This is a genomic window from Cohnella xylanilytica (assembly GCF_014212175.1).
Classification (GTDB): domain Bacteria; phylum Bacillota; class Bacilli; order Paenibacillales; family Paenibacillaceae; genus Cohnella; species Cohnella xylanilytica.
In genome coordinates, this window is sequence record NZ_JACJVR010000096.1 from 1 (window position 1) to 23,190 (window position 23,190).

Annotated in this window: 23 protein-coding genes; 10 read left to right on the forward strand and 13 right to left on the reverse strand. The window is 61.6% G+C overall.

Going from position 1 to position 23,190, the window contains the following annotated elements; all coding sequences use genetic code 11:
- Positions 1 to 429 precede the first annotated feature (429 nt).
- A complete protein-coding gene (locus tag H7B90_RS24075) occupies positions 430 to 1,161 on the forward strand; it encodes a ZIP family metal transporter (RefSeq protein WP_185138443.1) in 732 nt (243 codons plus the stop codon).
- A 180-nt stretch (positions 1,162 to 1,341) separates the two neighbouring features.
- Here the strand turns inward: H7B90_RS24075 and H7B90_RS24080 are convergent, their stop codons facing one another.
- Together H7B90_RS24080 and H7B90_RS24085 are read right to left on the reverse strand one after the other, a co-directional pair.
- A complete protein-coding gene (locus H7B90_RS24080) occupies positions 1,342 to 2,349 on the reverse strand; it encodes a TIGR03943 family putative permease subunit (protein ID WP_185138444.1) in 1,008 nt (335 codons plus the stop codon).
- Positions 2,346 to 3,245, reverse strand: a complete 900-nt coding sequence (locus H7B90_RS24085) for a permease (RefSeq protein WP_185138484.1) — start codon at positions 3,243 to 3,245, stop codon at positions 2,346 to 2,348. The genes H7B90_RS24080 and H7B90_RS24085 overlap by 4 nt, the downstream gene beginning before the upstream one ends.
- Positions 3,246 to 3,515: 270 nt before the next feature.
- On the opposite strand from H7B90_RS24085, the gene H7B90_RS24090 reads away from it, so the two are divergent.
- The 4 genes from H7B90_RS24090 (at position 3,516) to H7B90_RS24105 (ending at position 7,116) form a co-directional block, all read left to right on the forward strand.
- Positions 3,516 to 4,481, forward strand: a complete 966-nt coding sequence (locus H7B90_RS24090; RefSeq protein WP_185138445.1) for a metal ABC transporter solute-binding protein, Zn/Mn family — start codon at positions 3,516 to 3,518, stop codon at positions 4,479 to 4,481.
- 40 nt (positions 4,482 to 4,521) lie between these two features.
- Positions 4,522 to 5,280 (forward strand): metal ABC transporter ATP-binding protein, encoded by a 759-nt coding sequence (locus tag H7B90_RS24095; RefSeq protein WP_185138446.1) that lies wholly within the window; start codon positions 4,522 to 4,524, stop codon positions 5,278 to 5,280.
- Positions 5,281 to 5,353: 73 nt separating this feature from the next.
- The gene (locus H7B90_RS24100; RefSeq protein ID WP_221482147.1) at positions 5,354 to 6,235 is read left to right on the forward strand and encodes a metal ABC transporter permease; all 882 of its coding nucleotides are present in this window, start codon (positions 5,354 to 5,356) and stop codon (positions 6,233 to 6,235) included.
- On the forward strand, positions 6,232 to 7,116 hold the full coding sequence (locus tag H7B90_RS24105) for a metal ABC transporter permease (protein WP_185138448.1): 885 nt from the start codon (positions 6,232 to 6,234) through the stop codon (positions 7,114 to 7,116). Before H7B90_RS24100 ends, H7B90_RS24105 begins: the two co-directional genes overlap by 4 nt.
- Before the next feature lie 590 nt (positions 7,117 to 7,706).
- Here H7B90_RS24105 and H7B90_RS24110 read toward each other — a convergent pair.
- Both H7B90_RS24110 and H7B90_RS24115 read right to left on the reverse strand, forming a co-directional pair.
- Entirely contained in the window at positions 7,707 to 8,468 is a 762-nt protein-coding gene (locus H7B90_RS24110) for an SDR family NAD(P)-dependent oxidoreductase (protein WP_185138449.1), read from the reverse strand.
- Positions 8,469 to 8,492: 24 nt separating this feature from the next.
- Positions 8,493 to 8,798 carry a Dabb family protein gene (locus H7B90_RS24115; RefSeq protein WP_260411183.1) on the reverse strand — a complete coding sequence of 102 codons (306 nt, stop codon included), beginning with the start codon at positions 8,796 to 8,798 and terminating at the stop codon, positions 8,493 to 8,495.
- A 182-nt stretch (positions 8,799 to 8,980) separates the two neighbouring features.
- Between H7B90_RS24115 and H7B90_RS24120 the strand changes: the two genes are divergently transcribed.
- Positions 8,981 to 10,063 carry an LCP family protein gene (locus H7B90_RS24120; RefSeq protein ID WP_185138450.1) on the forward strand — a complete coding sequence of 361 codons (1,083 nt, stop codon included), beginning with the start codon at positions 8,981 to 8,983 and terminating at the stop codon, positions 10,061 to 10,063.
- A 75-nt stretch (positions 10,064 to 10,138) separates the two neighbouring features.
- Complete coding sequence (gene csaA, locus H7B90_RS24125; protein ID WP_185138451.1) at positions 10,139 to 10,468, forward strand: chaperone CsaA; 330 nt, start codon at positions 10,139 to 10,141, stop codon at positions 10,466 to 10,468.
- A 171-nt stretch (positions 10,469 to 10,639) separates the two neighbouring features.
- On the opposite strand, the gene H7B90_RS24130 is transcribed toward csaA, so the two are convergent.
- Complete coding sequence (locus H7B90_RS24130) at positions 10,640 to 10,912, reverse strand: DUF1294 domain-containing protein (RefSeq protein WP_185138452.1); 273 nt, start codon at positions 10,910 to 10,912, stop codon at positions 10,640 to 10,642.
- Positions 10,909 to 12,387, reverse strand: a complete 1,479-nt coding sequence (locus H7B90_RS24135; protein WP_311772800.1) for an aminotransferase-like domain-containing protein — start codon at positions 12,385 to 12,387, stop codon at positions 10,909 to 10,911. The genes H7B90_RS24130 and H7B90_RS24135 overlap by 4 nt, the downstream gene beginning before the upstream one ends.
- Positions 12,388 to 12,503: 116 nt before the next feature.
- Between H7B90_RS24135 and H7B90_RS24140 the strand changes: the two genes are divergently transcribed.
- The 3 genes from H7B90_RS24140 to H7B90_RS24150 are packed head-to-tail and all read left to right on the forward strand — an operon-like array spanning position 12,504 to position 14,490.
- Positions 12,504 to 13,421 (forward strand): DMT family transporter, encoded by a 918-nt coding sequence (locus tag H7B90_RS24140; RefSeq protein WP_185138454.1) that lies wholly within the window; start codon positions 12,504 to 12,506, stop codon positions 13,419 to 13,421.
- 57 nt (positions 13,422 to 13,478) lie between these two features.
- On the forward strand, positions 13,479 to 14,096 hold the full coding sequence (locus H7B90_RS24145) for an SCO family protein (RefSeq protein WP_185138455.1): 618 nt from the start codon (positions 13,479 to 13,481) through the stop codon (positions 14,094 to 14,096).
- A 25-nt stretch (positions 14,097 to 14,121) separates the two neighbouring features.
- Positions 14,122 to 14,490 carry a c-type cytochrome gene (locus H7B90_RS24150; RefSeq protein ID WP_185138456.1) on the forward strand — a complete coding sequence of 123 codons (369 nt, stop codon included), beginning with the start codon at positions 14,122 to 14,124 and terminating at the stop codon, positions 14,488 to 14,490.
- 99 nt (positions 14,491 to 14,589) lie between these two features.
- Here H7B90_RS24150 and H7B90_RS24155 read toward each other — a convergent pair whose 3' ends face one another.
- From H7B90_RS24155 to H7B90_RS24185, 7 genes are all read right to left on the reverse strand, one after another.
- On the reverse strand, positions 14,590 to 14,997 hold the full coding sequence (locus tag H7B90_RS24155) for a hypothetical protein (protein WP_185138457.1): 408 nt from the start codon (positions 14,995 to 14,997) through the stop codon (positions 14,590 to 14,592).
- Between the two features lie 32 nt (positions 14,998 to 15,029).
- A complete protein-coding gene (locus tag H7B90_RS24160) occupies positions 15,030 to 15,749 on the reverse strand; it encodes an ABC transporter ATP-binding protein (RefSeq protein WP_185138458.1) in 720 nt (239 codons plus the stop codon).
- Entirely contained in the window at positions 15,742 to 16,563 is an 822-nt protein-coding gene (locus H7B90_RS24165; RefSeq protein WP_185138459.1) for an ABC transporter permease, read from the reverse strand. Before H7B90_RS24165 ends, H7B90_RS24160 begins: the two co-directional genes overlap by 8 nt.
- 13 nt (positions 16,564 to 16,576) lie before the next feature.
- Positions 16,577 to 17,158 carry a nitrous oxide reductase accessory protein NosL gene (locus H7B90_RS24170; RefSeq protein ID WP_185138460.1) on the reverse strand — a complete coding sequence of 194 codons (582 nt, stop codon included), beginning with the start codon at positions 17,156 to 17,158 and terminating at the stop codon, positions 16,577 to 16,579.
- On the reverse strand, positions 17,151 to 18,482 hold the full coding sequence (locus H7B90_RS24175; protein WP_185138461.1) for a right-handed parallel beta-helix repeat-containing protein: 1,332 nt from the start codon (positions 18,480 to 18,482) through the stop codon (positions 17,151 to 17,153). Before H7B90_RS24175 ends, H7B90_RS24170 begins: the two co-directional genes overlap by 8 nt.
- 165 nt (positions 18,483 to 18,647) lie before the next feature.
- Positions 18,648 to 19,292, reverse strand: a complete 645-nt coding sequence (locus H7B90_RS24180; protein WP_185138462.1) for a response regulator — start codon at positions 19,290 to 19,292, stop codon at positions 18,648 to 18,650.
- A gap of 309 nt (positions 19,293 to 19,601) precedes the next feature.
- On the reverse strand, positions 19,602 to 22,949 hold the full coding sequence (locus H7B90_RS24185) for an Ig-like domain-containing protein (protein ID WP_185138463.1): 3,348 nt from the start codon (positions 22,947 to 22,949) through the stop codon (positions 19,602 to 19,604).
- Positions 22,950 to 23,190 lie beyond the last annotated feature (241 nt).

Genomic DNA, 23,190 nt, shown 5'->3' on the forward strand with positions numbered 1-23,190 from the left:
TCAAATACCGAAGGCCGCCCCGCTTAAAAATCGCCATTTCTACCAAGGGATAAGTCTGCCCTTTTTTAGACCTCCAGTAGGTGAGACTTCTTTTCACGCTAAAACTCATCTACACGGCTTATTTCGACGATGCTATTCGAAAAATCGCACAAGTTTAGTACGCCCGCCCACCTGCCCACCTGCCTGCCTGCCTGCCTGCCTGCCTGCCTGCCTACGACGGAACCCGCACCGACGGCGAGATTTTGCTGGCGGGCCCCGGTTATTCCCCAAGGAACTTCTTCCCGATGCGATCGCTGTCGCGATAGGAACCCAATGTGATTGGCCAATGGAAGTTTCTTGCCTATCGTGCCGCTCTTCCTTCCGGATTGCCCTTCTGCGAGGCGGGGGTTGTACATATACGTGGAATAACGAAACCGACGGAGGTTGTTCATGAACGAGATGATGTGGGGAGGGCTGCTGTCGGCGGCTTCCACCGGGGCGGGGGCGGTGCCGGTTCTGCTGTTCCGCAGGCTGTCGCATCGCCTGATGGACATCCTGCTGGCGCTGACGGCGGGAATCATGGTCGCCGCTTCGGTCTACGGGCTGATGCCCTACGCCCTCAAGCTGTCCAATCTGTTCGTCTTGTGCGCGGGAGTCCTGCTCGGGGCGCTAACCCTCAGCGTGCTGGAAGGCGTTCTTCCGCACGCCGACGTCCGGTTCCTCGAAGGAGCGGGCGGACTGGATCCCAAATCGCTCCTGCTGATCGCGGCGATGTCCCTTCACAACCTGCCGGAAGGGCTGTCCATCGGCATCGGCTACGCGAGCCGGATCGACGACCTGGGCAACGTCGTCGCGCTCTCGATCGGCCTGCAGAACGCGCCCGAGGGATTGCTCATCGCGCTGTTCCTCGCCAACCAGGGCGTGCGCCCCGGCATCGCCATCGCCGTGTCTCTGACGACCGGCGCCATCGAGTGGCTGGCCACGCTTCTCGGTTATCGCCTCACGAGCTCCATCGAGTCGGTTCTCCCCTACGGGCTCGCCTTCGCCGCCGGCGCCATGCTGTTTATCGTCTACAAGGAGCTCATTCCGGAGACGCACGGCCATGGGCATGAGAGAGCGGCCACGTTCTCCTTCATCGTCGGGCTCCTGATCATGGTCAGCTTGCTCGTCTGGTTCGGCTAATCGCCATGTTTGCCTCTAACGGACGCGCCGGATTCGCCGGATGCCATACGCCCCCTTCGCCGGAGTCGCCGGATGCCATAAGGACCCCTTCGCCGGAGCCGCCGGATGCCATACGGCCCCCCCTGACAAATTCGCCAGGCGCCGTCCAGACGCGCCGCGCGCCGTCCGGTCGGCGAGGGGTCAGAAGTTCCGGTACACGTACGGCTCCTTAGGGGCGTCGATGCGGGACCACGAGGACACCTGCAGCACCGGAATCGTCGCCTTAAGAGGCTGATAGTACTCCCAGGTTAGCTTCCCCTTGACGCTCACCCAATCGTCGTTCTTAAGCTCCGTGCCGTCCGGGAAGTCGGCGAGCATGCCGAACACGCCGGAATCCGCGACGCAGTGGATGAACCCGAAACGGAACACGAAGTAGTGGTCGCCGTCCACCTGCCGCCCTTTGTAGGCGAACCCTTCGAAGGAGATGGCCTTGCCCATGAAGGAGCTCGGATAATTGTAGAGGACTTCCATCCCCTTCATGAAGTTATCGTCGTTCAGGACGACCTCGGATTGGGCGGCGAACTCGTTTTTCTCTTTGCTTTTGACCGCGTCGTAGCCTTCCTTGCTGTAGAACACGCTCGTGTCCGGGCGGAGGAACTGGTGGAACCCCGGATTGTTCTTCACGTCCTGCTCCAGCGTGGGGAAGGAGAAGCCCTTGGCGGCGACGAAGCTGGAGTCGAGCGTCTTGACGGGAAGGAAGATGCCGGTGAATATCGGGAAAAGCAAGATGGCATAGCCCGCGTAACGCTTCCACTTGGAGGACGGCTCATGGGAGTGACCGAACGCGCCGTGGTCGTGATCGTGCGCGTGGCCGCGATGGCCGTGACCGGTAACGACATCCTCTTGATGGTCGTGTTGATGTTCGTGGACGGAATCATGGCCGCAATCGAGATGACTATCCTTTTCTCCGCCGCCCGTTAGCCCCGCCTCCCTCTCCTTCCTCATCTTCTCCTCGGCCGCCCGCTTCTCCTCCGCGAGGTCCTGCCGATATCCGCGCACGAAGTCGTAGAGGCTGAGGAACGCCAGAAGCACGATAGCGCTGATCGACAGATAGGAATATTTCATGTTGATGTACTTGTTAATGTCTCCGGTATAGTGCAGCAGGAAAAACATAAAAGCGAATCCGAGCAAAATAGCGAACCGGATCATCCGAACAACCTCCCCACGACCAAGGATCCGAGCAGCGTGAACGCGGCGACCAGCCCGATCAGAATCGCCACGAACCGGCCGCGGTACGTCCCGAGCAGCATCAGCGTATTCTTGATGTCGATCATCGGGCCGAACACGAGGAACGCCGACAGAGCCCCCGCGTTGAAGGTGCTCCGGAACGACGCCGCGATGAAGGCGTCCGCCTCCGAGCACAGCGAGATGACGAACGCCAGCGCGATCATGACGAGCGAAGCGGTGACGGGATTGCTGCCAAGCTGAAGCAGCGTCGAGGTCGGCACGTACGTCTGCAACGCGGCCGCTACGAATGCTCCAACGACCAGGTATTTGCCGACGGAGAAAAACTCGTCGATCGCGTGGACGATCGTCTCGTTGATTCTCGCCGCGACGGTCGGACGCGCGGGGGCGGGAGCCGGATCCGCGAGCCCCGGCTCGACGGCGGCCGCGACCGGGGCGTACGTCTGCCGGAACGGCGCCTTCGGGTACAAGTACGAGATGGCGATGGAGACGCAGAAGGCGACCGCGATCGCCATCCCTCCGCGTATGGCGACCATCCTCCAATCGTCCCCGAACGCGATATAGGTGGCGAACAGCACGATCGGGTTGATGATCGGGCCGGTCAGCATGAACGCGATGCCCGCATGGAGCGGCATGCCCTTCAGAATAAGCCGCCGCGTGATCGGGACGATGCCGCATTCGCACGACGGGAACAGGACGCCGATGCCGCAGCCGAACGCGGACGATAAGTAGCGGTTGGACGGCACGATCCGGGAGATCCACCGCTCCGTCACGAACGTCTGAATAAGCCCCGAGATCAGAACGCCTACCAGCACGAACGGAATGGCCTCCATGACCATGCTGATGAAGATCGTGTTCATCTGATAAAATGTGTTCACTTCATCCGCTCCCCGGCAAGAAGAGTTAAGCCTGCTAGTCTTTCGATCCTGATTATAGGCCGCGCTTATGCAAAAAGAAAGTTCGAGTTTTGCCCCAGGTAAAATAATTGTTGTACACGCAATATTTTTGGTATAGGATAATATTGTGGGTAACAGAAAAGTTTTAGCCCTTCTTTTTTTACTCCGAATGTTGCCTGCGGGAAACATAGTTTTGTCAGGGAAACAATAGATCCGTAGAAGGAGAGTGGAAGGATGTTCATTCGTGCTTCGCAAAGACGGAGGCGTGCCGTACGGGGCGCCGCCCTCGTCCTGATCGCCGGCTGCCTCGCCGCCGCATTGACGGCTTGCGGCGAACGGTCGTCCTCTTCGTCGGGCGACGCCGGGAAGCTCAAGGCGACGGCGACGATCGGGATGATCGCGGACGTCGCGGGCGAGGTCGGCGGGGAACACGTGCAAGTGACGGGCCTCATGAAGGCGGGCGTCGACCCCCATCTGTTCAAGGCTTCCGAAGGAGACATCGCCAAGCTGGACGGTGCCGATATCATTTTCTACAACGGGCTTCATCTGGAAGGCAAGATGGTCGACATCCTCGAGAACATGGGCAAGAAGAAGCGCGTCGTCGCGGTCTCCGACCCGATCGACCGAAGCAAGCTTCGTTCCGGCTCGCAGATGCAGACCGAATACGATCCCCACATCTGGTTCGACGTCCGCCATTGGATGACGGCGACCGAAGCGATCCGGGATGCGCTGTCGGAGCTCGATCCGGAGCATGCGGCCGATTACCGGGCCAACGCGGAAGCGTATCTCGGGAAGCTGCGCGATCTCCATGAAGAAGTCGCCGAGAAGATCGGGACCCTTCCGGAGGAGAGCCGCGTGCTCGTGACCGCGCACGACGCCTTCGGATACTTCGGCGACGCTTACGGCGTCAAGGTCATGGGCCTGCAAGGCATCAGCACGGCTTCGGAAGCCGGCACGAAGGACGTGACCGACCTGCGGGACTACCTCGTGGAGAACAAGATCAAGGCGGTGTTCATCGAGTCGAGCGTCCCGCGCAAGGCGATCGACGCCGTCATCCAGGGTGCCAAGGAGAAGGGCCACGACCTGAAGATCGGCGGGGAGCTGTTCTCGGACGCCATGGGAGAAGAAGGGACGCCGGAGGGCACTTATATCGGCATGGTTCGCCATAACGTGGACACGATCGTCGCGGCGCTCAAGTAGCCGCGCGGGCGCGTCCCGGCACACAAGGAGGAATGGCGTTATGAAGCCCAGCCCGTTAACGATACGCAATCTATCGGTCGCTTACCGGAAGAAGCCCGTGCTGCGGGATATCGAGTTCGAGGCTCCCGAAGGCAAGCTGATCGGCATCGTCGGCCCGAACGGGGCCGGCAAGTCTACCCTGATCAAGGCGACCCTCGGCCTCATCCCCCGTCTCTGCGGAGAAGTGTCCATCTACGGCGAGCCCTACGCCCGGCAGCGGAGAAGGGTCGGCTACGTGCCGCAGAGGGAGTCGGTGGATTGGGACTTCCCGACGAACGCCTTGGACGTCGTCATGATGGGGCGGTACGGACACCTCGGCTGGTTCCGCCGCCCCGGCCGCAAGGAGCGGGCGATCGCGATGGAATGCCTGGACAAAGTCGGCATGTCGGCTTACGCCGACCGGCAGATCAGCCAGCTGTCGGGAGGCCAGCAGCAGCGGATCTTCCTCGCCCGGGCGCTCGCCCAGGACGCCGACCTCTACTTCATGGACGAACCGTTCGTCGGCGTCGACGCCGCCACGGAGAAGGCGATCGTCGCGCTGCTCGGCGAGTTGAAGGAGCAAGGCAAGACGGTTCTGGTCGTCCATCACGATCTGGCGACGGTAGAGGAGTACTTCGATTGGCTGATGCTCCTGAACGAGACGATCGTCGCCTTCGGTCCGGTGGAGCGGACGTTCACGCCGGAGCATCTCCAGACGGCGTACGGGGGCAAGCTGACCTTGCTCGGCCGCGACGAACGCTCCGCTCTTATTCTCGGTTAGAGGAGGTTTTCCCGTGTTCGACTGGCTGCAACTGCTATCCGATCCGAACGCCCGGTGGATTCTGCTCGGCAGCATGCTGCTGGGCATCGGCGGCGGAGTCATCGGCAGCTTCGCCTATCTGCGCAAGCAGGCGCTGATGGGTGACGCCCTGTCCCACGCCGCGCTGCCCGGCGTGTGCATCGCGTTCATGCTGAGCGGGTCGAAGTCGATCGGCCTGTTCCTGATCGGCGCCGCGGTCGCGGGCGTCGCGGCGACATACGGAATCGGCTTCATGACCCGCCACAGCCGAATCAAGCCGGACGCCGCCCTCGCCATCGTGCTGTCCGTGTTCTTCGGGCTCGGCATCGTGCTCTTGACGCGAATTCAGCACAGCGGCAGCGGCAACCAGAGCGGGCTCGACAAGTTCCTGTTCGGGCAGGCCGCGTCCATGGTCCGGTCCGACGTCATTACGATGGCCGTCATCTCGGCCGTCCTGATCGGCGCTTGCGCCCTGCTGTTCAAAGAGTTCAAGCTGCTCAGCTTCGACCCCGGCTTCGCCCGGGGCGTCGGCTATCCGACCGTCCTGCTCGACCAGCTCGTCATGCTGCTTCTCGTCGTCGCGGTCGTCGCCGGCATTCAAGCCGTCGGCGTCGTGCTCATGGCCGCCCTCCTCATCACGCCGGCCGTCTCGGCCCGATATTGGACGGAGAAGCTGGGCGTCATGGTCGTCCTCTCGGGCTTGTTCGGCGCGCTGAGCGGAATCGCCGGCACCTGGATTAGCGCGAGCGGCAACAACCTGCCGACGGGACCGCTGACCGTTCTGGCTTGCACCGCCATCTTCGGAATCTCCGTCGTCGCGGCGCCGAAGCGGGGAATCGTCGCCAAGCGGGTCATCCGGGCGATGGCCCGCAGCCGGCTCGCCCGGGAGAGCGAGACGGAACGCCTGCGGACGGAACGGGGGGAGCAAGCATTATGAGCACGTTCTGGATTATTCTGACCGGGGCGCTCGTCGCCGCGAGCTGCGGCATCGTCGGCTGCTTCCTCGTGCTGAGGAAGATGGCGATGATCGGCGACGCGATCAGCCATTCGGTGCTGCCCGGCATCGTCATCGCATTCCTTCTGAGCGGCTCCCGCGATTCCCTGTTCATGCTGCTCGGAGCCGCGGCCCTCGGCCTCGTCACCGTCTTCCTCATTCAATGGCTGCATCGGAGCGGCGTGCAGTCGGACGCCTCGATCGGCGTCGTATTCACCGCCCTCTTCGCGGTCGGGGTCATTCTGGTCAGCCTGTACACGAGGGACATCGACCTGGATCTGGACTGCGTCCTGTACGGGGAGATCGCCTACGTTCCCTGGAATACGATCGAGATCGGCGGGACGGACATCGGTCCGAAGGCCGTCTGGGGCATCGGACTCGCCCTGCTGCTGATCGTCTTGATCGTTGGCGCGTTCTTCAAGCAATTCAAGCTGTGCGCCTTCGACCCGGCGCTGGCGGCCGCGGTCGGCATTCCCGTCGCGTTGTTCCATTACCTGCTCATGGGCCTCGTCTCCGTGAGCACGGTGGCCTCCTTCGAGAGCGTAGGCGCCATTCTCGTCGTCGGGATGCTCGTCGTACCGCCCGCGACGGCGTATCTGCTGACCGACTCGCTCAGCCGGATGATCGGCTACAGCGCGCTCGTCGGGTGCGGCAGCGCGGTCGCTGGCTACTACGTGGCGCGAGTCCTTGACGCTTCCATCTCGGGAAGCATGGTGTGCGTCGCGGGGGCGATGTTCCTGCTGGCGCTGCTGCTCAGCCCGAAGCACGGCGTGCTCGTCCGCCAATGGAAGCAGAGACGGTTCGCTCGCGAGCGCTCCGCTTAGAAGCAACCCCCCCGCCTCGCGAGGCGGGGGGTTCTCGGTTTTTTTGTAGAAACGGAGATGGGACAGGGACAAATGCGATTGCGATTGCGACTGCGAATACGAATGCGATCTTGCGATTGCGGTTACGGCTGCAGCCCTTCTCGAACTCTCCGAACCAATTCCCCCAGCCATACCTGGCGCCTTCGATTCCTTGGGTATTACGGACGACACGGCGCTTATTATCGGCAGACGTTATCAAAACGGGAATCGACGACTGCCCCATCCGCCATCCGCATACAAAGGCACTCCCGGTCATCGCAATCTCCTCCTGGCAAGCCGCCATCCTAACGGACGGCACGGCCGCTAATTCGCGAAATACGGCCATTTTGAAAATGGAACGGACACCACAACCCTTAATGGCTCGGCAGACGGTCAAAATAGTCGTTTTCTGAGAAATAAGCGCATCTGTGTCCGTTACAAAACGAAAAAGGCGAATTCGGCGTCTTTAACGGCCGTGGTGTCCGTTACGTTTTATTGACCTTAGTGAACGGAGCAGTCGAAAGAAAATAAAAACCCCGGCGCATAAGGCCGAGGCTTGGCTAAAAATAAAATCAGATCGACGGCATGACGTTGCCGCCGCTGACGGGAATGTACGCGCCCGTAATGAAGCTCGAGAGGCCGGACGCGAGGAACGCGACGACGTTCGCGATCTCCTGGTCGGTGCCGCGCCGCTTCAGGGGCACGGCGCTCTCGTACGCTTCGCTCCGCTCGGTCCCGTTCTCCCGGTCCCGCTCGCTGATCGTCCATCCCGGAGCGACCTGGTTGACGGTAATCTGATGCTCTCCGACTTCCTTCGCGAGCACCCGGTACACGCCGTCCATTCCCCGCTTGCCGGCCACGTAGGCGGATTGGGTCGGGAAGTTCTGCATGGAGCATTCGGTGTTGATGCCGATGAACCGGCCGTGCTTCTTCGCGATCATGTCCGGAATGAACGCCTTCGCCAGATAGACGCTCTGCATGACGCACGACTCGAATTGGCTCGCGTAGTCCTCGGGCGCCTGCTCCAGCACGGACGTCCACTGGTACTGCACGACCGCGTTGGCGACGACGATGTCGACGGCGCCGAGCCGGTCCGCGATCTCCTTCTTCATCCCAAGCACCGAGTCCTGCTTCGTGACGTCGGCTTGCACCGCGACGGCGCGGCGCCCGAGCGCTTCGACGGCCGCCGTTAGCTCCGCCGCCTTCGACTCGTTGCTCCGGTAATGCAGCGCCAGGTCGGCGCCGCAGCCCGCCAGCGTCAGAGCCATGACCCGGCCGAGCTCCCCGGTCGCGCCGGTGACGAGCGCCGTGCGCCCCGTCAGATCGATCTTCATCGCTGGTCCTCTCCCCTTCTCTCCTTATTCCTTCTCTTCGAAGTCGATCTCCAGGAACCGCTCCACTTCCGTCTTCCAGCGCTCCTCCACGAACCCGACGTGAGCCGGATGCGCGTTGTACGCGTCGTAGTCGGCCTGGCTCGCGAAGTCCATCGAGAAGCCGTAATCGTAGTCGTTCTTCGCGCTTGTCTGGTCGAACACGCCGAAATTCCTCACCGTCGGGATCGACGTCAGAATCCGCTTGCCGTCGCTGAGGAACCGCTCCGCTTCGGGAGATCCCTTCGGATGCTTCAAATTGAAAATGACCATATGACGAATCGAGCCGCTCATTGTCCTCTCTCCTTCGTTAGCCCATGTTAGGTACATAGCGCTAGTTTATCATAACAATTTCCTTCTACCTAGTTTTTGCAACCGGAATCCGAGGTTTTCCGTCTAATTCTGTGGAAATTTTTTCTTTAATCGCTTGACGGATTTGAATAAAATAGAAGAAGACTTCGGATCGGAGGATGCCCATGAACCCGTTACGCCAGAACAAGAAGCTGCGCAGAGCTCTTCTCGTCGCCTGCGCCGCCTTCAGCGCGATCGTTCTCGCCGCCGGATGCTACGCCGGCTACCTATATTTCAAAGCGGATAACGCCCTTCACAAGATCGCCGCTCCCGAACAGCCGTCGCCGTCCGTCTCGGCTTCTCCCTCGCCTTCCGCGAGCGGCAGCCCGGAGGTGAGCGCCTCCGGCGACGGCTCGAGACGGCCGCTGACGTTCCTCTTGGCCGGCATCGACAACCGGGAAGGAAGCGGAGGCACGCTGAACACCGACGTGCTCATGCTCGCCGCCCTGAATCCGGCCACGCAGTCGGCCAGCCTGCTGTCGCTGCCGCGGGACCTTCAATTGAAGCCGAAGGACATGAACTCCCACAAGGCGAACTACTTCTACGCCTACTTCTATACGAAGGACAAGGATACGGCGATCGCGAATACGAAGCAGTTCTACAGCGAGCTGTTCCAGTTCCCGATCGACCATATGGTGATCATCAACTTCGACGGCCTGCGCAAGCTGGTGGACGCGATCGGAGGGCTCACGATCGACGTCGACATAGACATGAAGTACCGCGACACCGCGGACGGCACCGACATCGATCTGAAGAAGGGATTGCAGGATCTCGACGGCAAGAAGACGCTCGACTTCGTCAGGTACCGCAAGTCCAACCAAGGCACGCAGCAGTCGTCGGACATCGAACGCAACGCCCGGCAGCAGCAGGTGCTGTCCAAGCTCGTGGACAAATTGGCCTCGTTCCAAGGAATGACCCAGTGGGGGGATGTGCTCGACATCGTCGGGGACAACGTGAGGACCGACATTCCGGAGGACGACTTGCGCTCGTGGATCCTGAACTTCCGGGAGATGAAGCCGAACCGGACGCAGATGATTCCGCTCGAGACGCGTTGGGAGAGCCCCTATATTCTCGCGAACGAGAGCGACCTGCGGCAAGCGCTGGACGCGCTGCGCTCGGAAGCCGGCCTTCCGTCGAACCCGGACCTGCAGCTGGCCGACGTCGTCGGAGTCGATCCGTCCTCCGAGTCCGACGACTCCCTGCAATAAGAAGACATCCGTCGGCGATTCGATCGACCTGGCATCTAGCACCTAGCACTTAGCAAAGGAAGGTTTATTCTCCTCATGGCAACCATAGAAGATTTCGCAAACCTCGACATTCGAATCGGCACCGTCGTTCGGGCCGAGCCGTTCCCGGAAGCCCGCAAGCCCGCCATCAAGCTCGAGATCGACTTCGGCGATCTCGGTATCAAGCGGTCTTCCGCCCAGATCACGCGGCGATACTCGCCCGAAGGCCTCATCGGCCGCCAGGTCGCGGCCGTCGTCAATCTGCCTCCGAGGCGAATCGCCGGCTACGTCTCCGAGGTGCTCGTCATCGGCGGAACGCCCAAGGAAGGGGACGTCGTGCTGCTGAGGCCGGACGAGCCGGTCCCGAACGGCACGCCGGTCGCTTAGTCCGGCCCCTTAGTCGTCGCATAGTCCTATCTCTTGTACCTATCGCATAGTCCTATCTCTTGTACCTATCGTATAGTCCTGGCTCTTATACCTGTCGCATAGCCCTATCGCTTGACCCCAACGCTTAGCCTAATCGCCTTGCCGCCGCATCGCCTGCCCTCCTCTTCCCGCTTAGTCGAACCGGTACAGGCCGAGAATGAAGCCGACGCACAGCGCGTTGAGAACCAGAAGAGCGGGGATGCCGATCGTGAACGAGGCGTGCTTCGTCTTATGGCGGAACGCCTTCATTCCGATCCACGCCCCGAGCGCGCCCCCTATCGCGGCGACAAGGAACAGGTTTTTCTCCGGAACGCGCCGGCTCTTCGCCTGGGCGCGTCTCTTGTCGTTGCCCATAAGTCCGAAGGCGACGAGGTTCACGATAATGAGATAGAGTACGAGAATCATGGCATTAGCCTCCCTAATGAACTCCCCAGTGAATTCCGCTCCGCCAATCGGCGCGCCAGCTCCGTCAGCCGGCGGGTCCCTTCCTTCAGGACCGCTTCGCCGACGAAGGAGTAGCTGATTCGAAGATGCGTATCCGTCTCCCGCAGCGGGTCGCAGATCAAGCCCGGCACGAAGGAGACGGATTGCCGCAGGCTCTCCTCCAGCAATTCGGACGAGGACAATCCATCCGGAAGCCGAACCCACAGGTTCAACCCTCCCTTGGGGCTGTCCCATGTCCAGCCTCCCCCGGCCAGCTCCTTCTCCGCCGTCTCCTTGCGAATCCGCATCGCGATCCGCAGCTTCTCCAGATGGCGGCCGAACCTCTCCGACTCGAAGTAGCGCAGGAAGAGCTTCTGGCCGACGAGCGGCGTCCCGTTGTCGGCGAGCGACTTGGCCGTGACGAGAGAGCGGATGACGCCCGGCCGCCCGGCGACGGCGCACACCCGGAGCCCCGGCGCGACGTACTTGCTGAAGCTGCGCAGATGGACGACCCATCCCGCCGTGTCGTAAGCGAACAGCGGCCTCGGGGGAGGCTCCCCGAAGTACATCTCGTGAAAGGAGTCGTCTTCGATCAGCAGGCAGCGGTATCTCTCCGCCAGCTCGACGAGCCGCTTCCGCTGCCCGGCCGGAACCGTATAGCCCGTCGGGTTGTGGTAGGTCGGATTCAGATAGAACGCCTTCGGCCTGTGCAGCTTCATGAGCGCCTCCACCCGCTCCAGGTCGTACCCCGCCGGGGTAATATCGACCGGAAGGAACCGCGCCCCCTGCTGGCGGAAAATATCGATCGCCGAGCTGTACGTCGGCCGCTCCACGAGCATCGCGTCCCCTCGGCCCACGTACAGGCGGGTAAGCAGGTCGATCGCCTGCTGGCCTCCCGTCGTAATGACGAGATCGTCCGCCGCGAGCGGAACCCTCGTATCCTTCGTCAAATAGCGCGCGACCGATTCCCGCAGCTCCTCGTCCCCTTGCGGGTTGGAATACGTCCCCATCAGCTTCGGATACAGATCGAACACGCCCTTGACGTATTCGGACAGGAACAGGTTCGGCAGCAGGCCCGGATCGACGATCCCCTGCGAGAGCTGATAGTCGACCGGAAGGCTCTGAATCTCGGACATCGGATTGCCTGGACGCGGCCCGGAGGGCGACGGCTCAACCTCATCCATCCCGGAATCCGAAGCGTTCGCGCCGGTGAGCGGAACCGGCGGGCTCGCGTAGAAGCCCGACTTCTCCCTGGCGTACACCCGGTTCTCTTCCGCCAGCATCCGATAAGCCCGCAGCGCCGTAAGCCGGTTCACGCCGAAGCGAGCGGCCAGCTGCCGAACGGAGGGGAGCTTGTCGTGAGGGCTCCATTCGCCCGACTCGAGCCGTCTCCGCAAGGAATCGTATACCCGTCTGTACAGCAACCGATCCTCTTCTTCCTCCCAAGCCCGGTTCACGCCCATCCCCTCCTTTTCCGTCTATTGTACCAGATTCGCCCCCCAACTGTTCTAGCGATTCCGATCTGGTCTACTGCTCCTCCTGTATCATACCGAATATCAAGGGAGGAATCATCATGATCATCGTCGGTTATTCGCTAATGTGCCTGATCTTCGGAACGACGTTCCTCGCGATCAAGATCGGAATGGACGCTTCCGCGCCCCCGTTCTTCTCGGCCGGGATCCGCTTCTTCGCCGCGGGGCTTATTCTGTTCGTCTGGATGGCGGGGAGAAAAAAAGCCGGTCTCTCGCTCCTGCTGCGCAAGGAGACGCTCGCGACCGGCTTCTGCTTGACGTTCGGCACCTTCGCCGCGCTGTACTGGGCCGAACAGTACGTCTCGTCCGGGATCGCCGCCGTCCTGTCCGCTTCCGGACCGCTGTTCATCCTGCTGATGCAGGCGGCTTTCCTCCGCCAGCGGACGACCGCGCTCGCGCTGGCCGGCTGCCTCGTCGGCTTCCTCGGCGTCGTCCTGCTCGTGCTGCCCAGCCTCGCGGCATCAGGCGGCGCCCGCTGGATCGCGGGCTGCCTCGCCGTTCTCGCCGGGGAGCTGGTCTACTCCGCCGGAGCGCTCTACTCCAAGACCGTCGTGCGGCGCTTCCCGGACGCCTCTCCGATCGCCCTGAACGCCGCGCAGATGATGGCCGGGGGCGTGCTGCTTCTGCTGCTGTCGCTGTGCACGGAGACGGTCCGCCCGGGCGATCTGCTGTCGGCCGGCTCCGTCGGCTCCTGGCTGTACTTGACCGTCGCCGGCTCGATGGTCGGCCACTCGCTCTTCTACTGGCTCGTAGCAAAGACGAATCCGGTCTTCCCTTCGACGTGGCTGTACGTCTCGCCGCTCATCGCCCTCGCGATCGGCGTCGCCTTCTACCGGGAGCCGCTCGAGTGGTACATGGCGCTCGGCGGAGCCGCGATCGTCGCCGGCATCGCGCTCGCGAACGCGCCGGTTCTGAAGACGCTGCTCCGCCGCGGCGAAAATGACTCGGTCGAGGCATAGGCTCCTCGCCTCCGGAATGATAGAATCAGAACGATTTTACCGGCAGGAGGCGAAGCTATGTCCGTTAAAAAGAGGCGAAGTCTTTTTCCTTATCTATTGCTAGCTCTGGTTCTTGCGCTCGCCGCCTATTTGGTTTACGACCAATCGAAGTCCGGCAAGGGTCTTGGCATCGTAGGCGCCGCGCCCGAATTCACTCTCGAGGACGTCGACGGACGGACGTTCGACTCGCAGGCTCTGGCCGGATCGGTGCGGCTGATGGAGTTTATTTTCACGAACTGCCCCGATATCTGCCCGGCGACGTCGTACAACATGGTGCTGATCCAGGACGAGCTCAAGAAGCTGGGTCTGTTCGGGGACAAGGTGAAGATGGTGGCGGTCACCTTCGATCCCGAGCGCGATACTCCGCAGGTGCTTCGGCGGTACGCGGAGCGGATGAAGATGGACCTCTCCGGCTGGGTTCTGCTTCGGGGCGAGGAATCGCAGACTCATGACGTGGCCAAGCGGTACGGAGTGACCGTCCAGAACCTGGGCGACGGCCAATTCGTCCACACCGTCACGTCCTTGATCCTGGTCGATTCCAAGCAGAGAATCCGGAAGGTGTACGAGATGGGATCGGAGATGGACAACGCCCGGATCGTGAAGGACATTCGGTCTCTTGTCGAGGAGAATCGCTAACCCGTTCCGCCAAGGAGGAATTCGCGTGTACAAATGGATCATGAGCGGAATCGTCACGGTCGCCTGCCTGTTCGCGGTCGGTCTGCTGATTTACGCCCTGCCCGAGAAGGAGCCTTCGGAATCGGCCGAGCCTTCGTCTTCCTTCGTCGTGCCGGATGCTCCCGTTCAGGCCGAAGCGGCCGAGCGAATCTACAAGAGCAGCTGCCTCTCCTGCCACGGCGACCAGCTCGAGGGCCGGCTGGGCCCGAAGCTGAGCCAGGTCGGCGCGACCCTGACCAAGGAGCAGATCTACAAGCAGATCGCGAAGGGCGGCGGCGGCATGCCGAAGTTCGAAGGCAAGCTGTCGGAGGAAGAGCTGGTCACGATCACGAACTGGCTGGCGGAGAAGAAGTAGCGAGGCTTGGTTTGCCCGAAGAGCGTCGCGAAAAAAAGGAGCCGGAGGGAAGAATCCTAGCGGATTCCGGGCCCTCGGCTCCTTTTCCGATTCCCTCGGCTATTCGCCGACTTGAAGCGGCTTGGCGAAGGAGTAATGCTCGTCTTCGTAGTACATATGAATCGTGATGGTGTAGTCGGCCGCCGCCGGGAACGAGTAGGCCGCCTCGTAGTTGTCTCCCGTCTTGGTCATGTCGATCAAGCTGGGCAGAGTGCTCTTCGAATTGATCTGGAGCTGCACCTCGGCTTCCTGCTTGGCATAACTCGCGTTGTCGACCTTCACGATCAGCTTCGCTTCCTGATTAACCTTCGGAGCGGCCGGTTCGCTCGCCAGCGAGACCTCCGAGAACTTCAAGGGCTGGCTGCGCCCCGACGAGGCGCAGCCGGACAGCAGAAGCAGAATCGAGAGAACGGCGAGAACCCCCGCCGTCCCCTTCCGCTTCCTCGTCCGTATCGTTCGGTACAGCATTTGCGATTCCCCTTTTCCTCATTTAAACGTTCCTAGTCCTTCACCAGCGCATGGAAGGCGCCGTACAGACCGCCCTCGCCGCGATATTGATCCTTAAGCGTCTCGACGTCCCCGGAATACCTCACATGGCCGGAAGCCATGAACAGGGCTTGGTCCGCGTACGATTCCGCGATGTTCAACTGGTGCGTCGAGAACACGACCGCCTGCCCGTCGCTCGCCGCCTGGCGGATCAACCGGCCGAACTCCTCCATCCAATGCGGATCGAGCCCGTTGGTCGGTTCGTCGAGCAGCAGCAGCGCCGGCTTGGCCAGCATCGCTTGCGCGAACAACAGCCTCTGGCGCATCCCCTTGGAGAAGGCGGATACCTTGCGGCCGCGCGCTTCCAGAAGCCCGACCTCGTCCAGCAATTCGAGCACGCGGTCGCGTCCGACCCGGCGCAGGGACGCATAGAAGCTCAGCGTCTCGTATGCCGTCAGCGCGGAGCCGAACTGGAATTCGTCCGGCATGTAGCCGATCCGGTCGGCATAACCGATTCGATCCTGCGACCAAGACAAGCCGTCCAGCCGAATGGAGCCTTGCGTCGGCCGGGAGATGCCCGCGATCATGCGGATCAGCGTGCTCTTGCCGGCGCCGTTGCCGCCGCACAGGGCGACGATCTCCCCGCGGCCGACGGATAACGAGCAGGAGTGAAGCAGCGTGGAACGGCCGATCGATTTCGATACCTTCTCGACAAGCAGCACTCGATCACTCACGTCTTCTCCCCCGTTCCCACAGCCAAGCGGCCGATTCCACGTACGCGACGATCCACGCCAGGCATACGATCGCGAAGATAAGACTCCCCGCCGGCCGTTCGATCCATTCCACCCATCGATAATACTCGGGGCCCAGGACGGAGCCGCCCCCCATCTTCACGACGAAGAACAATCGGTTCAGCTCCGCGGGATTCACGAAGATCAGCGCGACGAGGGCGGGCTTGATCCAGACGTAGGGCAGGAAGCCGAGCCCCGCGATGAGAATCGTCGGCCAGCCGAGAATGAGGAAGAACCAGACTCCCACTCCATACGTAAGGGCCTGCCATCGGTTGCGGCAGATGGAGCCCATCAGGACGGACAAGCCGAGGAACAACAAGACGATCAAGGCGGAGAAAAGAAGGAGCCGCCCATAGCCGGCCAGCGCGAACCCTTGGCCGAAGAAGACTCCCGCGATTCCGGACAGGCCGAATCCGAAGGCGACGATGACAAGCAGCACGGCGGCGAGCCCGAAGTACTTGCCCCAGATGTAAGAGTGGGTTCGGAGCGAGAACGACGATAGCAGCCGCCACCCGCCTTCCTCCTTCTCCGAGGTCAACGCGAACGAGCCGAGAAGCATCGTCATGAGAGGCAGCAGGTAGAGAATCAGGTTCATCATCGTCCCCGTCGTACTCGTGTATCCGTCCAGGCCGGCCTGGGATTGAATGAGCAGGAGCGCCAGGCTGAAGAGAGCGAACAATGCCATAAACGAATAAGCCCACGGATTCCGGAAGCCGAGCTTGATCTCCCTGGAAGCGATAGCGGCAAGGTGGCGCACGGTCTACCGCCCCCTATTCGCCGGATTCGGCGCCCGTGCCCATGCTCATGCCGCCTTCATGGGCATCGTCTCCGCCGTCCATCATCCCCTTCATGGCGTCGGCATGCTCGCTCATCATCGCCTTCATCATCTCTTCGTTGGGCTCCCACTTGTGGCTCTCCAGCTCCTTGGCGGTCAGGATTTGTCCCTTGCCCAGCTCGGCGACGAACGCTTCCGCGTCCTTTTTCTCCTTGAAGGAGATGACGTTGAACGCCATCGGAGTCCGAATCGACCGATCGAACACATAGGTCGCTTCGCTCAGCTTCACCCATTCCTTCGTGTGGTAATCGCGGACGAACTGTTCGCCGATGTCGTCCGTGCCGTTCTGCTCGCGCCAGACGTGCAGGTCGCCGAGATCGTCGAATTTGAGCGCCTTCTTGTTCTTCAGAATAATCTCGGTCGCGAATTGATCGTCGGCGACGGCCATGTTGCAGACCGGGCATTTGTCCACGTTCTCGTCGATGGCGACCGGCTCGTATTTCGTTTGGCCGCATCCGGACAGCGCCAGCGACAAGGCGATAACGAATAGGATAAGAAACGAAGTCTTTTTACTCATGATTTTGGCGATACCCCCATCGGTATATGATTATTAGACACGCCGCGAAAAGCAGGAGTCCCGCAAGCAGCGTCGGCCATCGGCCGCCGAAGCCCGCTTCCGCCGATTCCCGGAACGGCGGCTCCATCAGCGGACGGGCATCCTTCAGCCAACGGGCCGTATCGGCATGGAACATCTGCTCGAGGAACGGTAATCCGGGCGATTGGAAGAAAATTTGGAAAGGCTCGAAATCCTTCGTCAGCTGAAGGAAAAAAGGATCGATCTCGTAGCTCAGATCGCTGTAGCCGTCGCCGTTCGCGTCCAGGCCCGCGAAGTCGTCCCAGTAGTTGCCTTCGAACCGATTATCCTCGCTGTCCGTCGATTGGGCCTGGATGACGTTGCCGGCGAACTCGCTATGGCGGAAGAGGTTGCCCGTCGATCGGATCATCTGCAGCCCGACGAAGTTGCGGATCGTCTCGTTGTCCGTCAAGGAGTTCTCCGTCGAGTTCTCGATGTAGAAGCCGACCCGGTTGCCTTCGACGCGGTTGCGGCTGATCTCCGAGCGGTGAACGTCGTAGAGCAGAATCCCTTGCGAGTTGACGTTCTCCGACTGCTTGACGAACCGGTTGCCCCGGACGATCGCCCCTTCGACGCTCATGACCATGCCGCCGGTCACGTTCCTCTCGCCCGCGTTGCCCAGCAGCTGCGGCTTGCCCGAGAACATGATGTGATAGCCGTAGCGCGAATCGGCCGCGAAGTTGTTCGTCACGAGGGTCTCGTTGCTGCTCTCGAGATAGACCCCGTCGTGCACGCGGACAAGCTCGTTGCCTTCGATGACGTTGCGGGCCGAAGCGAGCAGATCGATGCCGTTGCCGCGCTTCGAGTAGGCGATCTTCCGGCCTCCGGCGCTCGCTCCTTCGATCCGGTTGTTCCGGATCTCGTTGTCGTCGGCGTTCCGCAGGTAGATGCCCCCCGCCCGCGTCTCGATCCGCACCCCCTCGATCCGGTTGCGATCCGAGAGCACGAGAACGGCCGGCTGCTTCGGGTCCTTCTGCAGGTCCCGGATGCGAAGATCCTTCAGAACGACCCCGTCCGCTTCCAGCGTAATCGCGGGAAGGGCGCCTCCGTTCTCGACGATCGCTTCGCCGTCCGAACGGATCGCGATCGCTCGGCGGACGACGGCGGGCCCCGCGTAGGTCCAGCCGCTCTCGAGAACGAGCGTCTCCCCGGCCACGGTCCGGTCGATCAAGGGCTGCAGCGGGACCGCTTCCTTCGCGCTCGCGAACGGCTGCGGCAGGCTGGCGGCCATGACGATGGCGATCGCCAAGGCGGCTTTAACCGCCAAGCTTCTCCTGACGGTAGTCCGGCGTTTTATCGTTCTCCCCTCCTCTCTCTCATCCGATCGCTCATCCCGGCACGGCTCATTGCATCCAATCCGCAGAAGGAGCAGAGTGACTCGGAAGAGCCATTCCCGCGGCGAGTCGCGGCGAATGGGCTGCGATTGCCTCCCCTATAAAATCCGGTTCTCGATGGCATATCGCGCGAGTTGGACCCGATTGTCCAGGTGCAGCTTGTGCAGGATGTTTTTCAAATGGTTCTTGACGGTATGCTCCGAGATGAACAGCCGCTCGGCGATCTCGCGGTTCGAGGCTCCCTTAGCGATCCAGGAGAGAATCTCCTTCTCTCTGGCCGTGACGGGCGCATAAGAGGAGGACGACCTCTCTTGCTGCTGAACGAACTCCTGCAGCATGCGCTGAGCGATCTCCCGGGACAGCGGAACCTCGTCCAGCGCCACCGCCTTCAAATAATCGAGCCAGGAGGAAGGGTTCAGGTTTTTGATCAGATACCCCGAAGCCCCCTTCTTGAGAGAGTCGAACAAGTGAACGGCGTCGTCGGAGATGGTGACGATGACGATCTTGACGGAAGGATGCCTGGCCTTGATCGCCTTCGTCGCTTCCAGGCCGTCCATTCCCTTCATGTTGATGTCCATCAGGATCATCTCAGGCTGCCGCTCGTCGGCGAGCCGAAGCGCCTCCTCCCCGCTGCAGCCTTCGCCGACGCATTGGAACAACGGATCCTGGTCAAGCAAGATTCGCATGGCTTCCCTGGCATGCTTATGGTCGTCCACCACGAGCACCCGGCAGGGCTGGATCATCGGAATGCCCCCTCGTCCCTCGGATATAGCCTCATCATAAACATAAAGCCCCCGGAGCCGAATGACTCCAAAGGGCTAACCTGCCGCCTGCCGTACCTTCATATTGGTACGATTTGTTGACGATGGCTTGGGGGGCGCGTTCGAGAAGGGGGCACCGGTCGCGAAGGGGCCGGGTGAGTCGGGGCGAGTTGGGGGGGAGTCGGGAAAGTCGGGTAATTCGGGGTAAGTGGTGAGTTGGGCGATCGGGGCAATAACGACAAAACCTCTTGGCGCCGGGCCAAGAGGTTTTGCGTTAGGCGAATCGCCGGCTTACTGGACTCCGAACGAGACCTCGTCGGTTGCCGGCGCTTGCTGGTTAAGGTCCCGGATGACCTTCTCCCCTTCGGAATTGACGCGCAGCTTGCCGATCTGTCCCGAGGTCAGCGCGGGCACCTTGAGAGCGATGGCGTTCGGCCCTTGGAGCGAGCCCGAAGACGGCTTGACGGATTGGCCGCCGACTTCGATGTCGAACAGGTTCGTCTGGTTCGTATAACCTCTGATCGCTTCCCCGAACGTGACCAGTATAAGCGTGCCTCTCGCCTCCACCTTCGCGACGGAAGGCCTTGCGTTCTCCGTTCCCGAAGAAGCGAACGTCGCTTCGATCGGATCGGAGGAGCCGCGCAGCGGTTCGCCCTGATCGTCCGTGATGTCGCCATGACGGGAGTCGAACTCGAGCCGGTACCTCTTGCCCGACTGCAGCCGCTGATCCTTGGTCGAATTCAGGTACACCGTCAGCGACGTGCGGTCGGCGGACGGCACGTAGAGGGCGTAGCCGTCCTCGCCGATGTCGATCTCTTCGCGGTTCGTCTCGTTGTAGAGCGAGAAGCCCTTCGTATCCCCGATCCGCACCGGCTCCGTGAATTGAATGACGAACGTGTAGCGGTCGGGCGACGTCACCTTGTCGATGCGCGGAGCGGCGTTGCCCGAGGAAGTGCCGGCGAACGGAACCTCGTACGGCTTCGAATCTTCCGTCGTCCGAATCGCGTTCCAGCCGGCCGCGTCGGTGACGCTGTCGCGGAACTGCATCTTGTACGTCCTTCCGGAGCGGAGCGCGTCGTCCAGGTACAGCGTCGCTTCGGAGACGACGCGGTTCGGATCGCCCACGTTGTCGGACAGAATTTTCAAGGGCTCTCCTTCATGGTCTAAAATGCGGAAGCCGTCCTTGCTCACGCCCTTGACCGGCTCGCTGAAGGTGACCTTGACGGCCCGGTCGTTCACGGCGGCGACCTTGGAGGCGTACGGCGCCGGGTTCTCCTTCTCGGTTCCGGCGAACGGCTTCCGGTTCGCGCCGTCGTCGGTCCGCAGGCCGTCGACGCCCGTCACTTCGCCGACATAGGCGTGCCCCGGCTGGAACAGCGACGGGTTGGCGTTCTTCTCGGTGCGGAATTGAACGAGAACGACGTTGTCCGTATCCGGCTTGCGCGAGACGTACGATTGCCAGCCTTCGTTGGACATATCGCCGCCGTTGTCCTTGACGACGGCGAGCTTCAGCCCGGCCACGTTCGCGTCGTACAGCGCCCGGCTGAACGTAATCTGCACCGTATTCTTGTCGACGACGGAGATCGATTGAACCGCGATCGAAGCTCCCGTGCCCGAATCGACGCCGACGAACTGCAGACGGGTGTCCGCCTTGATCGTCAATCCGCTGAGATCCTTCACCTGGTTAATCGTCACCGTGTAGACGGCGCCCGGCGTCTGCGCCGCGGTCTCGAGCGTCACCGTGCGCTTGGCGTCATCGTACTTGGCGCTCTTCGGGGTGCCAAGTCCTCCGTCCAGCTTGTAGTTGGACGCGCGGGTCGCCGAAGCGCTGTCCAGCCTCTCGCTGAACGTCAGCACGACCTGCTTCGTTCCGGCCTTGATGCTGGTCACCTCGGGAGGCGTATTGTCGACGAGCCCGCCGAAGTACAGATCCGTCTGCTTCTCCATGACATTGCCGGCGAGGTCGGAGATTCCCTTCACGGTCAGGTTGTAGAGCACTCCGTCCTTCTGCTTCGAGGTCGTCAGAATGACGGCGTCCCCGTCATTGTTCAGGACGGCGTTCAGCACGGACAACCCGTTGTCGATGGAATAATTGCTCTTGGTCGTCGCTTGGGACTCGTTCACCTTCTCGCTGAACTGCACCTTGACGGTGGAGTTCGCGAGCACCGTGACGGAACGGACGGTCGGCTTGTCGTGATCGTTGAGCCCCTTGAACTCGAAGGTCTTCGTATCCATGACGTTGCCGGACAGGTCGGCGATATCCCGGATCGTCAGCCTGTAGGTCTGGCCGTTCTTCTGCTCGTTCGTGTACAAGGTTACGGTGAGCCCATCGCCCGCAAGCGTCGCCTTCGTCACGTACAGATCGTTGTCGAGACGGTAATTGTCGGTGTCGCGGGCGTCGCCCGAATCGATTTTCTCGCTGAACACGACCTTGATCGAATTGTTGCCGTTGTTCGTCACCGACTTGACCGTCGGTCTCGATTCGTCGTCGTTGCCCGTGAACGTCAGATCGGTTCTCGACGTCATGACGTTGCCGGACAAGTCGCGGACGCCCCGGACGGTCAGCCGGTACGTGTAGCCGTCCTCCTGGTCGGACGTCGAGATCCACACCGTCCTGCGGTCGTCGTCCAGCTCGAACGACCTCAGGTCCAGATCGCCGCGCGTGATCTCGTAATTGTCCGGATCGGTCGCGGACGAGCGGGTGACCGACTCGGAGAACACGATCTTGAGCGTCCGGTCGCCGGTGGCGGTGACGGACGCGACTCTCGGCCGGGTGTTATCCCCGTTGTCGGAGCCTCCGCCGCTCGAAGAATCCTGCAGGGAGGTGTAGCGCCAGCCTTCGCCGTCGATATACAGCGTGTGGATGATATACGGGCTCTGCGGGCCGGTGTAGACGGTGACGGTCTTGCCGTCCGACGACAGGTCCGTGCGGAGAACGGCGATGGAGCCTCCTTGCTCGTTGACGAGCGAGAAGCGGGACACCTCGGCTCTCTCGACCGCCTGGTTCAGCTTCACCTGAATCGTGCTGTTGGAGAGCGGCTGTACGGAGTCGACCGACAGCTTCTTGACGTTCGTTCCCTGTTCGGCCGCGTAGGCCGCTTCGACGAGCAGCGCCCGCGTCGCGTTGGCCGTGTAGTCGCTTCTCTCGGGAATGAAGCCGTGGTCGAGCGCGATGCTGACCGCTCCTCTCGCCCACAGCGAGGCCTTGCCGCGCACCGGGGTGGCGCCCGGGCCCTCGTAGCCGTAAGCGCGGACGAATACGGCGGCGAGCTGCTCGACCGTCACTTGCGCCAGCGGGGCGAACTTGCCATTGCCGATGCCTTGCATAAGCCCTGCCTTGCTGACCGCCTCGATGCTCGAGTACGACCAGCGGGTCTTCAATACGTCCGCGAACGTCGGCCGGGTCGGCTTCTCTTCCTCGAGCCCCCATAGGCGGGACAGCACGGCCGCGAATTGCTCGCGCGTCATCGGGTCGTTCAGCCGCGAGCTGCCGTCGCCGACGCCGGTGAAGATGCCTTTCTCCTTGAGAGCCTGGAACTTCTCCTCGGTCGTGAGCGTCTGCGCCCCGGCCGCCGTCCATACCGGAACGACTAGGGCGATCAGCAGGAGCGACAGGAGAGCCTTGCGCATGAAGTTCATGCATATCCTCCTTTTATCCGTAAGCTTGGGAGCGTACGGTTGGAATTGATGAACATAAAACGCAAGAACGATACAGAAGGTTTCGCTAATGGACGGGCGAAGGAAGAGGAGGAAAAGCCTATTTTTTCGCGGAATAGGTGGACAAAACGACAAAAACCTCCTTGCCGCAAGGAGGTTGAGAGGACGATTTCGATAGAGATGATAGAGACATTACGTAACATTTTGTTGAGGAATGAGAGGA

What these genes read in the sequence shown, in the direction of transcription:
- H7B90_RS24155 (WP_185138457.1), bottom strand. Translation starts at nt 14,997, where the DNA reads ATGCTGTACCGAACGATACGGACGAGGAAGCGGAAGGGGACGGCGGGG.
- H7B90_RS24115 (WP_260411183.1), bottom strand. Translation starts at nt 8,798, where the DNA reads ATGAGCGGCTCGATTCGTCATATGGTCATTTTCAATTTGAAGCATCCG.
- H7B90_RS24075 (WP_185138443.1), top strand. Translation starts at nt 430, where the DNA reads ATGAACGAGATGATGTGGGGAGGGCTGCTGTCGGCGGCTTCCACCGGG.
- H7B90_RS24085 (WP_185138484.1), bottom strand. Translation starts at nt 3,245, where the DNA reads ATGAACACGATCTTCATCAGCATGGTCATGGAGGCCATTCCGTTCGTG.
- H7B90_RS24185 (WP_185138463.1), bottom strand. Translation starts at nt 22,949, where the DNA reads ATGAACTTCATGCGCAAGGCTCTCCTGTCGCTCCTGCTGATCGCCCTA.
- H7B90_RS24080 (WP_185138444.1), bottom strand. Translation starts at nt 2,349, where the DNA reads ATGATCCGGTTCGCTATTTTGCTCGGATTCGCTTTTATGTTTTTCCTG.
- H7B90_RS24130 (WP_185138452.1), bottom strand. Translation starts at nt 10,912, where the DNA reads ATGATTCTCGTACTCTATCTCATTATCGTGAACCTCGTCGCCTTCGGA.
- csaA (WP_185138451.1), top strand. Translation starts at nt 10,139, where the DNA reads ATGGCAACCATAGAAGATTTCGCAAACCTCGACATTCGAATCGGCACC.
- H7B90_RS24180 (WP_185138462.1), bottom strand. Translation starts at nt 19,292, where the DNA reads ATGATCCAGCCCTGCCGGGTGCTCGTGGTGGACGACCATAAGCATGCC.
- H7B90_RS24140 (WP_185138454.1), top strand. Translation starts at nt 12,504, where the DNA reads ATGATCATCGTCGGTTATTCGCTAATGTGCCTGATCTTCGGAACGACG.
- H7B90_RS24120 (WP_185138450.1), top strand. Translation starts at nt 8,981, where the DNA reads ATGAACCCGTTACGCCAGAACAAGAAGCTGCGCAGAGCTCTTCTCGTC.
- H7B90_RS24170 (WP_185138460.1), bottom strand. Translation starts at nt 17,158, where the DNA reads ATGAGTAAAAAGACTTCGTTTCTTATCCTATTCGTTATCGCCTTGTCG.
- H7B90_RS24105 (WP_185138448.1), top strand. Translation starts at nt 6,232, where the DNA reads ATGAGCACGTTCTGGATTATTCTGACCGGGGCGCTCGTCGCCGCGAGC.
- H7B90_RS24090 (WP_185138445.1), top strand. Translation starts at nt 3,516, where the DNA reads ATGTTCATTCGTGCTTCGCAAAGACGGAGGCGTGCCGTACGGGGCGCC.
- H7B90_RS24100 (WP_221482147.1), top strand. Translation starts at nt 5,354, where the DNA reads ATGCTGCTGGGCATCGGCGGCGGAGTCATCGGCAGCTTCGCCTATCTG.
- H7B90_RS24095 (WP_185138446.1), top strand. Translation starts at nt 4,522, where the DNA reads ATGAAGCCCAGCCCGTTAACGATACGCAATCTATCGGTCGCTTACCGG.
- H7B90_RS24110 (WP_185138449.1), bottom strand. Translation starts at nt 8,468, where the DNA reads ATGAAGATCGATCTGACGGGGCGCACGGCGCTCGTCACCGGCGCGACC.
- H7B90_RS24145 (WP_185138455.1), top strand. Translation starts at nt 13,479, where the DNA reads ATGTCCGTTAAAAAGAGGCGAAGTCTTTTTCCTTATCTATTGCTAGCT.